The sequence below is a fragment of the Neorhizobium sp. USDA 3394 genome, from assembly GCF_056280385.1.
In genome coordinates this window covers 1,196,552-1,209,960 of the sequence record NZ_JBWCDU010000002.1, presented here as the reverse complement: position 1 = coordinate 1,209,960, position 13,409 = coordinate 1,196,552, and the positions used below count along the sequence as shown (strand labels likewise).

Here is a 13,409-nt window from a genome sequence, read left to right as displayed (position 1 = left end):
CCTAAATGCCGAAAGATTGCCGGCTCCCCCGCCATCCTGTCGTTCTCAGGAACTGTTCCCAGCTTAACGTTCCTGGGTCAAGGCGACGGCTCCATTCAAGATCATGATCCTTGCCGAAATAGCCGTATTCAACGGCATATTCGACCATGCCGAGAAGCTCCCGCACCAGCAGTTCGTTATCGGCGAAGGCCGGAAAATTCTCCAGCAGTCCGTCGCGCGTGAAGGCATTGCTGTATTCGGCCTTGATGCCCGTCGCCCGCTGGAAGGTTTCGACCATCTCGCGCGGAGAGATCATGTCGCCGACAATCGGAAGCGTCCTGCCGTCATAAAGCGCCGGATTGGAGAAGATCTCCAGCGCGACGGGGCCTGTGGCTGTCAGTGGATCAACGAAGGGTGCGCGGAAATTCTCCGGAAGGTAGATCGGCAACAGCAGTGTGTCACCATCATAGCGGGGGACGTAATATTCCAGCAGGTTCGTGTAGAAGAAGGCAAGCATCACGAAGGAATGCGAGACGGGAAGCCCACGAATGTAGTCGGCAATGTTCGCCTTGTCGGTGAAATGTGGCGCATATTTTGCCCCGGCTGAAATCCACTCAACATTCTCGAGCGTGCTGAAGACGATATGCTGAACGCCGGCCGTGACGGCAGCATCGGCCAACTGCCGTCCAAGGGGCGCCTCGCTCGTATCAGGCGGCGCGACGGGAGGCGTCATCAGAAACACGCCGGAAGCTCCCTCGAAGGCACGCACAAATTCCTTCGTGTGGCCCAGTTCGAGGGGAACGTTCACGATCTCCGCGCCCAGACCCTTCAGCGCGCGAGCGGCTGGAGAATTGCTGTTGCGGGTCAGCGCGCGAACGCGGAAGCGTTGACTGCCGAGAAGCGTCGTTGCGACGCTCCGCCCCTGCTTGCTGGTCGCTCCGACGACTGCGATCAATGGTTTTTCATGTAGCATCATGGCTGTCTCCGATCAGAACTCTCATCCCAATGGCTGTGGTCATTCAAAAAGGACCGGGTCGTACCTTGATCCAATCCTGTCGATACCAACGAGGTAGCCTATAGGACGGGAGGACACTATGTGCGGTCACCGAATTACATTATTCCGTTTATCGGATAGATACGTAGGGCGCGGGGAGGGCTTGTGACGGCGAGGGAATGAGCGGCCGCTGCGCGCGTCTGTCTCTACGCCCCGGACCGAAAAACGGCCGGAAATTGGATCTCCGCAAGCCAATGACCTAAACGATACAGCAGCAAGGCGTTGACGCATATGCGTCAACGCACATTAACGCATATGCGAACGCGTCTGCTCGTCTCGGAATGACCTCCTCGAGTGAATTGATCACAGTCTCGCTGCAAGTTTGATTTGTCCGCCCCGAGTTGCCGGACATTAAAACGTTCGTCGTATTTTCCTTTGGGCATATGGCACTGGTCAAATGCACGTCAGCGTTATATCCAAAGGAATATCTCGCTCAAGGATCGGAGAGGAAATCATGTCCATTGATCGTCATTCCTGGATCAGGCGCGCGGCAGCGTCGGCAGCCGCCGCCTTCCTATCGCTCGCCTCCTTTTCCGCTCCCGCCGCGGCGCAGGAAAAAGTCACCGTCTTTGCCGCAGCCAGCATGAAGACCGCGCTCGACAACGCCAACAAGGCATGGACCACCCAGGGTGGCGGGCAAGTCACCGTGTCCTACGCCGCAAGTTCGGTGCTCGCCAAGCAGATCGAAAGCGGTGCGCCGGCTGACATCTTCATTTCGGCCGACCTCGACTGGATGAATTATGTCTCCGACAAGAAGCTCGTGAAGGAAGACACCCGGTTCAACTGGCTCGGCAACCGCATCGTGCTGGTTGCCGCCAGGGACGTCGCCAAGCAGGTCGACATCAGGCCCGCCTTCGATCTCGCTGGCCTGCTCAAGGGCGGCAGGCTTGCCATGGGTGCGCCGAGCGCGGTCCCGGCCGGCAAATACGGTAAGGCCTCGCTCGAAAGGCTCGGTGTCTGGTCGTCGGTCGAAAAGAGCGTGGCAAGTGCCGAAAGCGTGCGCGCGGCACTTGCGTTCGTCTCGCGCGGCGAAGCGCCTTACGGAATCGTCTACCAGACGGACGCGGCGGCCGATCCGGGTGTCGCCATCGTCGGCACGTTCCCCGCCGATACCCACCCGCCGATCATCTATCCGATCGCCATCCTGTCGGAATCCAAGTCCAAGGATGCGCCCGCCTATCTCGACTATCTGAAGTCGGACAAAGCTGCGCCATTCTTCGAAAAGGAAGGTTTTGCGGTTCTGAAGTAGCGGCAGGCACTCCGGTAATGCGCATCGAAATGGCCCCTTTCGGGGCTGTTCTTCGTTTCCGGCCGAACCATCCCCATGGGCGAGCCTGTCGGCCCCCACCCTGGTCGGCTCTCGATTTCAACCGGCCTCACGCAATCGTTTGTTCTCGAATCCCGAACATTCCGTTTGGAAATCGTGCCCTAGCGACCTCGATCGGGCTCCCCCATCTCCATGACCGGAAGCAGACGACGCTTCCCCATTACCACTTGGCGGATGCCGGCTCCCAAACGGCTCCGTTTTAGCAACTGAGGAATACGACAATGAAAACCATACTCTCCACTTTTGCCGCCGCCATGATCGCTTCGGCTTCCTTCGCCGGCGTCGCCCTTGCAGAAGGCGATTATTATCAGGGTGCGACCAAGGGACAGGCAGCCGTGCAGACGACCGACAAGGTCGACAATGTCAGGACCGGCAGCATCGATCAGGTCCGCGTCAACGACAATCGCGGCGACCAGCCGATCTTCAAGCATGAAAGCCGCGACAATCGCTAACCGGCGCTAACCGCAGCTCATTCAAGATACCGAACATCGTCCGGCAGGCAGGTCGCAAACTTGAGCCCCGGGCGAACTCTGAAAGGACCAGGACAATGAAGACTTCCATCTCCGCTATCGCCGCCATGATCGCCGCCGCTTCCTTCGGGGGCTCGGCTCTCGCAGAGGGCGACTATTTTGAAGGCACCTCCAAGACGCATGCTTCCGCCCGGGTCAGCGGCAGCAATGTCGACGACGTCCGCACCGGCAGCATCCAGATCCGCGACAACGATCGCCAGGAAGGCCAGTCGATCTTCGGCAACACGACCCGCGACAACCGCTAACCCGTCGCGCATGAGAACCGAGGCCCCAGGGCCTTCGTTCAGCAGATCATCTTGTAAATGCGATGGTGTAGGGAGAGCAGCGGTAAACCCGGCGCTCTCCCACCGCCTTTTCGAGAACATTCAGTAACTTTCCCGCCAGGACCTAGCCATCTGACCCGTATCGATATATCCAATGCGATATATTGCATGGCGGCTAGGGGTGGGATCGGCGTTTGGACTGGCTGGCATTGAGCGACGAGGAATGGACCGCGATCAGGCTCAGCCTGAAGGTTTCCGCCGTCGCGATGATCGTCAGCCTGCCGTTCGGCCTTCTCGTTGCCTACCTGCTTGCCCGCGGAAAATTCTGGGGCAAGTCGATCCTCAACGGTATCGTCCACATGCCGCTTATCCTGCCGCCGGTGGTCACCGGCTTTCTGCTGCTGGTCCTGTTTGGACGACGAGGCGTCGTCGGCGCCTTTCTCAACGAATATCTCGGCATCGTTCTCTCCTTCCGCTGGACGGGCGCGGCTCTTGCCTGCGGCGTCATGGGCTTCCCGCTGATGGTGCGTTCCATCCGGCTGTCGATCGAGGCCGTCGACAGAAAGCTCGAAGAAGCGGCCGGCACGCTCGGCGCGGCTCCCGCCTGGGTTTTCATCACCGTGACGCTGCCGCTGATCCTGCCGGGCGTAATCGCCGGCATGATCCTCGCGTTCGCAAAGGCGATGGGCGAGTTCGGCGCGACGATCACCTTCGTTTCCAACATTCCCGGCGAAACCCAGACGCTTTCGGCGGCGATTTACACATTTACCCAGGTGCCGGGCGGCGATGCCGGAGCGATGCGGCTGACGCTGGTCGCGATCGCCATCTCGTTTGCAGCGCTGCTTGCCTCGGAGTTCCTGGCTTATCTGGTCGGCAGGAGGATCCATATCGAATGACCCTCGTCGTTAAGGCACGGCAGACGCTGGGAGAGTTTGTTCTCGACGCGGGCTTCACGTCGGATGGCGGCGTGACTGCGCTGTTCGGGCCTTCGGGCTCCGGCAAGACATCGCTTGTGCGGGTGATCGCGGGGCTGTCGAAGCCGGATCACGGGCGCTTGGCGGTCGATGGCGAAACGCTGCTCGACACGGAAAGCCGTATTTTCGTGCCAAAGCACAGACGACGTTTCGGCTACGTCTTCCAGGAGAGCCGGCTTTTCCCACACCTCTCTGTGCGTCAGAACCTTGCCTATGGCCGCTGGTTTGCGCCCAAGACAGCGCGGCCGGAAAATTTCGACCGGATTGTCGGACTGCTTGGCATCGACTTGCTCCTCGACCGACGGCCGGGGAAGCTTTCAGGTGGCGAAAAACAGCGCGTCGCGATCGGTCGGGCGTTGCTCTCCGCTCCGCGTCTCCTTCTGATGGATGAGCCGCTCGCCGCGCTCGACGACCAGCGCAAGGCCGAGATCCTGCCCTATCTCGAACGCCTGCGCGACGAAACCTCGACGCCCATCGTCTATGTCAGCCATTCGGTTTCGGAAGTGGCGCGGCTTGCCGACAAGGTGGTGATCATGAAGGACGGCCGGGTCGAAGCCATCGGCACGCCGTCGGAAGTCCTCTCGATGCCTTCGGCAGATCGCCGCGATGCCGGCGCGGTGCTGACCGGCACGATTGAGACGATCGATATCCCGCACCGATTGGCGACGATCCGGCTTTCGCAGGCGCAGATCGTCGTGCCAAATGCGCATGCCGAAGAGGGCTTGAGGGTCCGCGTGCATATCCCGGAACGGGACGTAATGATCGCCACCCGGCGGCCGGAGGGGCTGAGCGCCCTTAATATCCTTGACGGCACGATCGCCGCGATCGAGCCGGCCGGCGACGGCATGGTCCGCATCCGCATTCGCTGCGGCGAGGACATCCTGCTCTCCCGCATCACCGCGCTTTCGGTCGAACGCCTGGAACTTAAGCTCGAAAAAGCGGTATTTGCGGTGATCAAGACAGTCGCGCTGGAGCGGTAAACTCGCTCTTGTCATAATATTGTACGTACGAATAATTCTTGCCTAGCCGTCCGCATTATCGTACATACATTTAATGAAGATCACCTGGGACGAGTCCAAGCGCCAGAACAATTTGGCCAAGCACGGATTGGACTTTGCCGATCTCTCGCTCGAGTTCTTTCAGTCCTCTAAGATCGGACCGGCCAAGCAAGGCCGCTTCAAAGCGATCGGAGAACTGAACGGCCGGATCATCATTGCGGTCGTGTTTCAACCGCTCGGTTCGCAAGCGCTGTCGGTGATTTCCATGCGCCCGGCAAGCCGCAAGGAAAGGAAGCTCCCATGAGCACCAAGTTCTCTTCGAAAAGACCACTCACAGACGAGGAAGAGGCCGAGATCCAGCGAATGATTGCCTCCGATCCGGAAAATCCCGAATGGACGGAAGACGACTTCAAGAACGCTAGACCGTTTCGCGAAGTTTTTCCCGATCTCGCCGCCAATATCGACAGGGAGATTGCAAGGCGCGGCCGGCCACCGCTGGAGAAGACGAAGCAGCCAGTAACCATCCGTCTCGATCCCGACCTCGTTGAGCACTACAAGGCGACGGGCAAGGGCTGGCAATCCCGCATGAACGACGATCTGCGGAAGGCTGCGGGAATATAATCGAACCCGAATTCCGAGGGTTGTCGAGCAGCCCGTTCGATGGCCTGTTCGTATTGCGGGGCTCTGGCTCGTGTCAGGGCCGGCCCTGCAAACTATCCCTCAGATAAATTTTGCACACGCGTACATTTTGTCATCTGGGTGTTATGGAGCGCCTCTAAACCGCTTCCTGTTGATGATCTTCAGCGCTTCCGGAGCCTTGGGCCGATAGGTCTCTCAGGGTTCGGGAAGAAGCCATTTCGCTCTTCGGGGAGTAAACCATGACTGTTCTTCCGATACTCAAATCCGCCACGCTCGCGGCCGTTCTCTTCGCCTCGACCGCGGTCTTCGCATCTGCCAAGGATGTCACCATCTCGGTCTGGTCCGGCGGTTCCGGGCCGAACGACAACTACCGCACCGATGCGTTCGACATCGCTGCCGATATTCTCGAGCGTGAAGCCGCCATCCGCGGCCAGCAGCTCAACATCATCGTTCAGAAGACGCCTTATTCCGGCTGGGAAGATTTCAAGCAGGCCCTGACGCTTGCTGCCGAAGCCAAGAAGGCTCCGAACATCGTCGCGACCGGCCATGAAGATATCGGCCCCTGGGCGCAGGCCGGCCTCATCGTTCCGGTCGAGAACTTCATCGACCTCGACTCATGGCCGATCAGCGACATCTATCCGAACCTGATGGAGATCACCTCCTTCAACGGGACCGTCTACGGCATCCCGCAGGACGCCGAATCCCGGCCGTTCTTCTTCTGGAAGCCTTACATGAAGGCGATCGGCTATTCGGAGGCCGACATCGAGGCACTGCCGGCCAAGGTCGAGAAGGGCGAATACACGCTCAAGAACGTGCTCGAAGACGCCAAGAAGATGCAGGACAAAGGCCTCGTCCAGACCGGTTACGGCTTCTATCCGCGCAACAGCAACGGTCCGGACTACTGGCAGTTCTACACGTCCTTCGGCGGCGTGATGGAAGAGGAAGGCAAGCTTGTCTTCGACAAGGCTGCGATGAAGCGCACCTACCAGTATTTCGCCGATCTCGTGAAGGCCGGTGTCACCAAGAAGAACCATATCGGCATGCCGGGCGACCAGTGGTGGAAGGAAGTCGCCACCGGCAAGGCCGGCATCTGGCACGGCGGCACCTGGCATTACGCCCGTCTCGTCAACCAGGAAGGCCTGAAGGACTTCTTCACCAACGTTCAGTTCACGCTGGTACCGGCCGGCGAAGGCGGCAAGTCCAACACGCTGACCCATCCGCTCGCTTACCTGCTGATGGCCGGCCATACCGACGAAGAGACCCGGATCGCTGCCGACCTGATCAAGATCGCCTCCGAGCCGCGCATCAACGCGCTGCATGCGATCAAGTCGGCCCATCTCGGTATCTCGCCGTCGGAAACCAAGGTTGACCTCTACGCTGCCGACCGCTGGGCTTCGGAAGCCACCGAGCGCCTGCTGCCCCATGCCAACGCCATGCCGAACAATGCCGATTTCGGTAAGTACTGGACGATCATGTGGAAGAACCTCGAAGCGTCCTGGACGGGTGCCAAGACGGTCGACGCCGCGGTCAACGATGCCGAAACCGAGCTGAAGTCGACGCTCGGCGCAGCGATCATCATCCGCTGATGCAAAGCGACTTATCCCGCTCATCCAGGGCGGGATAAGTCGTCCGCCTTCCGGGCGAAACTCCTCGCCTCGAACTGCGGGTGGCGTTTGATCCGCCGCCCGCATCCCATTCGTATCCAAGGCTTCACCCATGCGAACGTCCCGAGCGCTCGGACTGGTGATGATCGCGCCCGCTGCGGTCATGATCTTCCTGTTCTTCCTGATGCCGGTCGTGCTGACCGCCATCTTCGCCATGACCAATATGAGCACCGCCACGGGCATTTCCGGCGGGGCCTGGCAGGTCACGCAAACCGCCGTCAACCGCCTGAAGGCCGAGATGCCCGAACTTGCGGGCGGCATTGCCGAACCGCGTTTCGTCATCGACGAAGAAGGGCTTGCGGCGCTGGAGGCACTGAAACTGAAGGCCGGGTTCGGCACTGAACTGCGCACCAGCCACATGGGGGAGGTCTTTCCCTCGCGCCGCGAGGCCGAACGCATGATCAAGGCGCTGAAGGACCGGCCCTCTACCCGCGAGGTAAAGCAGATTTCCGACCTCTTCAACCGCTCGGTTCTGAATACCCGGTTCGAGACCCGCGACCAACTGATGGCGAGCCTCAAGAAGCTCGGCTTTACGCTGACGCCTGCCGAACAGGAGACGGTCGCCGCGACCACCTATACCGGCTGGGTGTGGACGACGGAAAACTTCCGGATCATCCGCAACTCGCCGGACATGGCGCAGATCTTCCTCAACACCGCCTTCTACGTCTCGGTGACGCTGCTCCTCTTCAACGTCAGCTACGCACTCTTTCTCGCCATCACCACGCACTACATGCCGGCTTCGACCGCATCCGTCTTCCGCGCCATCTGGCTGCTGCCACGCATCACGCCGGTCGTCATCTACGTGCTGATGTGGAAATGGCTGACCTGGGACAGCGGCTTCATCTCGATGTTCATGGGCCAGTTCGGTTATCCGCCGAAGAACTACCTGCTCGACAGTGCCAATAACGCCTGGTTCTTCGTGATCCTGATCAACGGCTTCATCGGCGCCTCGATGGGCATGCTGGTCTTCTCGTCGGCCATCAAGGCGATCCCGCAGACGCAGTTCCATGCAAGCGAGGTGGATGGCGCCAGCCGCTGGCAGCAGGTCCGTCATATCATCCTGCCGCAGCTTCGCTGGCCGATCCTGTTCGTCACCTGCTACCAGACCCTGTCGCTTCTCGCCTCCTTCAACGAAATCCTCCTGTCGACCCGCGGCGGGCCGGGGCGGGCGACCGAAGTCTGGTCGCTCGCCGCCTACCACACCGCGCTCAACAACTATACCGGCAACCTGGAATACGGGCTGGGCGCTGCCATGGCGCTGGTGCTGGTGGTTGTCGGCATCGTGCTGTCGCTCATCTACCTGCGTATCTTCCGTTACGATACGCTGATCTCCAAGCCGCTGATCGAGGATTGACCATGGCCGAAAAACCGCAAACCTCGGCGAATTTCTCAAGCCTGCCGGTGATCCTGCTGCTTGGCTTTTTCAGCCTGCCGCTGTTGGTGATGTATGCCTATCTCTTCATCGACACGATCAGCGACACGGAAGTCGGTTCGCTGACCCCGAGCGAGTTCACGCTGCGCCACTGGAGCTTTCTCTGGGAGACCAAGACCGGCAAGCCGAACATCTGGCTCGTCACACTCAACACCTTCATCTTCGCAAGCTGCATTACCGGCGTCATCCTGACGGTCTCGTCGATGGCAGGTTACGTCCTGTCGCGCCTCAATGTGCCGGCGCGTGGCTTTTTCCTTGCCGGCGTCATGGTGCTGCACGCCTTCCCGTCGGTGACGCTGATCATCGCCATCTTCATCGTGCTGCAGTGGATCGGCCTCTACAATTCGCTGATCGGGGTGATCCTGGTCAAGGCTGCGGTCGAACTCCCGCTCGGCATCTGGCTGATGAAGGGTTTTTACGACACCGTGCCCTGGGAAATCGAGATGGCCGGCACCATCGACGGCGCATCGCGTTTCACCGTCTGGCGCCGGCTGGTGCTGCCGCAGATCAAGCCGGCAATGATGGCGCTGGGCCTCTTTTCCTTCCTGACGGGTTGGAGCGAGTTCATCATGCCGCAGGTGCTGGCGCCGGGCGCGAAGGTGCAGGTCCTGTCGGTCTATCTGGCGAGCCTGATCATCGACGACAACAATTTCGATTTCGGCACCTTCAAGGCCGTCGGCGTCTTCTACGTCGTGCCGGTGCTGATCCTCTACGTCTTCTTTCAGAAGCATCTCATGAACATCTATGGCGGAGGCAGCAAGGGCTGATGCGTATCCTGCTCGACAAGTTTTCCAAGAGTTTCGGCTCCACCAAAATCATCGAGGACATGGACCTCGAAGTGGGTTCCGGCGAAATGCTGGCGCTGCTCGGGCCCTCCGGCTGCGGCAAATCGACGACGCTGTTTGCCGTCTGCGGCATCCACCGACCGACCGCAGGCCGCATCCTGTTCGGCGACCGGGACGTCACCCATCTGCCGAGCCAGGAGCGCAATGTCGGCGTCGTTTTCCAGTCCTATGCGCTCTATCCTCATATGACTGTGGAGGAGAATATCGGCTTCCCGCTGATGGTGAAGCGGATTGCCTCCGCCGACATCAAGAAGCAGGTCGCGGATATCGCGGCGCTTGTCCATATCGGCGATCTCCTGGGACGCCGACCGGCGCAGCTTTCCGGCGGCCAGCAACAGCGCGTGGCGCTCGCCCGGGCCCTGATCCGTCGCCCGGACGTGCTTCTCCTCGACGAACCGCTCGCCAATCTCGATGCGAAACTCCGTCTGGAAATGCGCTCGGAAATCCGAAGGCTGCAAAAGGAAACTGGCATCACCGCCATCCTCGTCACCCATGATCAGGTCGAGGCGATGTCGATGTGCGACCGTATCGCCATCATGAAATCGGGCGAAATCGTCCAGATCGCCACGCCGTCGGAAATGTACAAGGATCCCCGGACGTCCTTTGTCGCCAGCTTCCTCGGCAATCCGCCGATCTCCTTCCTCAAGGGCAAGGTTCAGCAGGGCGCCTTCGTGCTCGGCGAAAACGGCTTGCGCCTGCCGCTTGCCGCAGTATCGGGGATCCCGGACGGAACCCCGCTCAGCCTTGGTGTCCGCCCGGAGCATTTCGGGACGACGGCGGGCATACCGGTCGAAGGCAAGGTCGTGTTTGCCGAAACGCAAGGGCGCGAAAACCTCTACGACGTCGTTCTGCCGGACGGTTCCGTGCTGCGCTCGATCCAGCCGGTGCGCGACGACGTGAAGCCGGGCGACAGCGTGCGCTGGCACCTCGACAGCGCCTCGACCTTCGTTTTTGCAGAAGACGGCCGGAGATTGTGATGGAGGCTTCGATGCGCGACTTTTCCCCCTTCTTCCAGAAATACGGCTGGCCGGAAAACAAGGGCCGGCTGCCGTTCTGCATCGGCCATCGTGGCGCGAGCGGCCATGAGCGGGAAAACACCCTCAGCGCCTTTCGCCGTGCCGCCGAACTCGGCTCCGAAATGTGGGAACTCGACACCCAGATGACCTCGGACGGCGTGGTCGTCGTTTCCCATGACGATCACCTCCAACGTGTCTTTCAGCGGGACCTCTACGTCTCGCAGATGACGTTTGCGGAGCTGCGGGCGGCAATACCGGACGTACCGAGCTTTGCGGAAGTCGCCGCACTCGGCCGTGAGACCGGCTGCGGCCTTTACGTCGAGCTGAAGCGGCCGGGCACCGGCTCGCTCTGCTGGCAGTACCTGAAGGACATGGACCAGCGCTTCGCTTGTCTCGGTTCCTTCGATATTGCTCAGGTGCGCGAGCTGCGTGACATGGGCTGCGACTATCCGCTTTCCGTGCTGATCCGCGTCGGCCACGATCCGCATGCGGCAGGCGAGGCGGCTGGCGCCGACATCCTGCATCTCTGCTGGGAAAAGGCGAGCGACACACCGCAGGAATTCGTCACCGAGGAACTGCTCGACAGGGCTTTCGCCGGTGGCCGGGAAATCGTGCTCTGGCACGAGGAGCGGCCGGATGTGCTCAAAGACATCATGGCGCTGCCTGTGCTCGGCATCTGCACCGACCTGCCGGACCTGATGCGGCCGAAGGAAACGAACGGCATGTCCCGCGAGACCCGCCGCGTCACCTCGTTCGATGTGGCCCGTGCAGCAGGTGTCTCCCGCGCCGCCGTGTCGCGCGCCTTTACCCCGGATGCCAGCGTTTCGGAAAAAACCCGGCAGAAAGTGTATCAGGCTGCCAAGGAGCTCGGTTACCGGGTCAACTATCTCGCCCGCAGCCTCACCAACAAGCGTTCCGATTTCGTCGGTCTGGTCGCCGCCGGCCTCGACAATCCGTTCCGCACCCAGCAACTCGAAAACCTGGCCCGCGCGCTGATCGCCCGCAATTACCGGCCGATATTGCTGCCGACTTCCAAGGAAGCGGACAGCGCCACCGTCATCGGCCAGCTGCTGCATTATGCCGTTTCCGGCGTCATCATCACCTCGGATGCGCCGCCCTCGCATATTTTCGAGGAATGCGCAGTCGAGGGCGTGCCGATCGTGCTGGTCAACAAGGGCGAGGACTTCCCCTTTGTCGATCGGGTAGTTTCCGATGACCGGATGTCGGGTTACACCGCGGTCGACCATCTCCTCGAGGCGGGTGCCAAGAAGCTCGGGGTCATCGCCGGCACGACTGTTTCCTATTCCTCGCGCCGCCGCGCCGAGGCTTTTCAGAGCCGCTGCCAGATGCTCGGGCTCGATGCGCCGCTGATCCCGGTCGCCATCAACGACTATGCCCACGGCCAAGAGGCGGCGCAGGCGCTGATCGACCTGGGCATAGACGGGGTGTTTTCGGTCAACGACTACATGGCCTGCGGTGTCCTCGACGGGCTCGCCAAGGCCGGCCGGAGCTACGGCTCTGTCAAGGTGATCGGCCATGACGACATTCCTCAGGCAAGCTGGTCGGCCTATGACCTCACCACATTCGTACAGCCCTGCGACGTACAGGCGGAACAGGTGATCGATCTCCTGACCAGCCGCATGTCCGAACCGGACGCTGTCGCGCGGGTGGAATTCACGCCGGTGACGCTGATCAAAAGAAGAAGTGCATAAATGGCATCTGCATTCGATCTCTCCTCCCTGCAATCCCGCGAAAAGATCGCAATCGAGGTCGCCCGCCGGGTCGGCATGGAAGCGGCCGCCTTCCGCGCCGAAGCGCTTCCCGAAACGCTCGGTGTCGAGAACAAGGGCCTGCAGGATTTCGTCACCGTCGCCGACAAGCGGGCGGAAGAAGCGATCCGCGCGGTGCTGCTCGGCGAATTCCCCGAGGATTCCTTCATGGGCGAGGAAGGTGGTGGACATTCCGGACAGCGGGGCACCTGGGTGGTGGACCCGATCGACGGCACCACCAATTTTATCCGCGGCTTTCGTCATTGGGGTGTTTCGATCGCCTTCGTCTCCGGGGGCGAAATCCTGGTTGGCGTGATCTACGACGCGGCGCAGGACCGGGTTTTCCACGCAATCCGGGGTGAGGGGGCCTTCAAGGAAGGCAAGCCGGTCGCAGCGGCCAGGACCAGCGACCCCAACCACGCGATCGCCATTCTCGGCCATTCGCGTCGCACCGATTTCGAGGATTACATCACCATCTCGCGCAGGCTTTACGAGCGCGGCATCGACTACCGCCGCATGGGGGCTGCTGCCATCGGCCTCATCCGCGTCGCCGAGGGTGTGTCCGATCTCTATTACGAACGGCACCTTTCCTCGTGGGACATGCTCGCCGGCGTCCTGATCGCCTCGGAAGCCGGTGCGACGATCGCCGTGCCGCCGCTCGATGAACTGCTCTCGCGGGGCGGGCCGGTGGTCGCCTGTTCGCCCGGGCTGGCCGGCGAATTCGCCTTCCTGATGGAGATGGAAGGCCTGCTGGCTTCCGTGCGGTAGGGCCGGTCGATGGCAGAGGCCTCGACGGGGACATAGGAGATCCTCAGCGACAACCGGCTCCCCTTCGCCAGCCCAAACGCTCTACAATCTGTCGAAACTGTCGGTCTGGTGGCTAGCTGTTTGGTCCCGGCATCACATCAGAGCGCATCAG

14 protein-coding genes and 1 pseudogene are annotated in these 13,409 nt (G+C 60.9%); 14 read left to right on the top strand and 1 reads right to left on the bottom strand.

Annotation, left to right across the window (positions count from 1 at the left end; all coding sequences use genetic code 11):
• Position 1: 1 nt before the first annotated feature.
• Complete coding sequence (locus tag ACZ9EJ_RS27365) at positions 2–955, bottom strand: NmrA/HSCARG family protein (protein WP_046641794.1); 954 nt, start codon at positions 953–955, stop codon at positions 2–4.
• Positions 956–1,487: 532 nt separating this feature from the next.
• Between ACZ9EJ_RS27365 and modA the strand changes: the two genes are divergently transcribed.
• From modA to ACZ9EJ_RS27295, 14 genes and pseudogenes are all read left to right on the top strand, one after another.
• Complete coding sequence (modA, locus tag ACZ9EJ_RS27360; RefSeq protein WP_046641793.1) at positions 1,488–2,282, top strand: molybdate ABC transporter substrate-binding protein; 795 nt, start codon at positions 1,488–1,490, stop codon at positions 2,280–2,282.
• A 299-nt stretch (positions 2,283–2,581) separates the two neighbouring features.
• Positions 2,582–2,812, top strand: a complete 231-nt coding sequence (locus tag ACZ9EJ_RS27355; protein WP_046641792.1) for a hypothetical protein — start codon at positions 2,582–2,584, stop codon at positions 2,810–2,812.
• A 95-nt stretch (positions 2,813–2,907) separates the two neighbouring features.
• Entirely contained in the window at positions 2,908–3,135 is a 228-nt protein-coding gene (locus ACZ9EJ_RS27350) for a hypothetical protein (protein WP_046641791.1), read from the top strand.
• A 212-nt stretch (positions 3,136–3,347) separates the two neighbouring features.
• The gene (gene modB / locus ACZ9EJ_RS27345; protein WP_046641790.1) at positions 3,348–4,049 is read left to right on the top strand and encodes a molybdate ABC transporter permease subunit; all 702 of its coding nucleotides are present in this window, start codon (positions 3,348–3,350) and stop codon (positions 4,047–4,049) included.
• Positions 4,046–5,107 carry a molybdenum ABC transporter ATP-binding protein gene (gene modC, locus ACZ9EJ_RS27340; protein WP_046641789.1) on the top strand — a complete coding sequence of 354 codons (1,062 nt, stop codon included), beginning with the start codon at positions 4,046–4,048 and terminating at the stop codon, positions 5,105–5,107. Before modB ends, modC begins: the two co-directional genes overlap by 4 nt.
• 73 nt (positions 5,108–5,180) lie before the next feature.
• The gene (locus tag ACZ9EJ_RS27335; protein ID WP_046627113.1) at positions 5,181–5,429 is read left to right on the top strand and encodes a BrnT family toxin; all 249 of its coding nucleotides are present in this window, start codon (positions 5,181–5,183) and stop codon (positions 5,427–5,429) included.
• Positions 5,426–5,746, top strand: a complete 321-nt coding sequence (locus tag ACZ9EJ_RS27330; RefSeq protein WP_046627111.1) for a BrnA antitoxin family protein — start codon at positions 5,426–5,428, stop codon at positions 5,744–5,746. The genes ACZ9EJ_RS27335 and ACZ9EJ_RS27330 overlap by 4 nt, the downstream gene beginning before the upstream one ends.
• 257 nt (positions 5,747–6,003) lie before the next feature.
• Complete coding sequence (locus ACZ9EJ_RS27325) at positions 6,004–7,350, top strand: extracellular solute-binding protein (protein WP_046627109.1); 1,347 nt, start codon at positions 6,004–6,006, stop codon at positions 7,348–7,350.
• 130 nt (positions 7,351–7,480) lie between these two features.
• A complete protein-coding gene (locus ACZ9EJ_RS27320) occupies positions 7,481–8,782 on the top strand; it encodes a carbohydrate ABC transporter permease (RefSeq protein WP_046627107.1) in 1,302 nt (433 codons plus the stop codon).
• A 2-nt stretch (positions 8,783–8,784) separates the two neighbouring features.
• Complete coding sequence (locus tag ACZ9EJ_RS27315; protein ID WP_046627104.1) at positions 8,785–9,627, top strand: carbohydrate ABC transporter permease; 843 nt, start codon at positions 8,785–8,787, stop codon at positions 9,625–9,627.
• Positions 9,627–10,682: an ABC transporter ATP-binding protein gene (locus tag ACZ9EJ_RS27310; RefSeq protein ID WP_046627102.1), complete on the top strand. Its 1,056-nt coding sequence runs from the start codon at positions 9,627–9,629 to the stop codon at positions 10,680–10,682. The genes ACZ9EJ_RS27315 and ACZ9EJ_RS27310 overlap by 1 nt, the downstream gene beginning before the upstream one ends.
• An 11-nt stretch (positions 10,683–10,693) precedes the next feature.
• A pseudogene (locus ACZ9EJ_RS27305) lies at positions 10,694–11,428 on the top strand (glycerophosphodiester phosphodiesterase); the annotation flags it as partial.
• Positions 11,429–11,443: 15 nt separating this feature from the next.
• Positions 11,444–12,433 (top strand): LacI family DNA-binding transcriptional regulator, encoded by a 990-nt coding sequence (locus ACZ9EJ_RS27300; protein WP_046627669.1) that lies wholly within the window; start codon positions 11,444–11,446, stop codon positions 12,431–12,433.
• The gene (locus ACZ9EJ_RS27295; RefSeq protein WP_046627100.1) at positions 12,434–13,258 is read left to right on the top strand and encodes an inositol monophosphatase family protein; all 825 of its coding nucleotides are present in this window, start codon (positions 12,434–12,436) and stop codon (positions 13,256–13,258) included.
• Positions 13,259–13,409 lie beyond the last annotated feature (151 nt).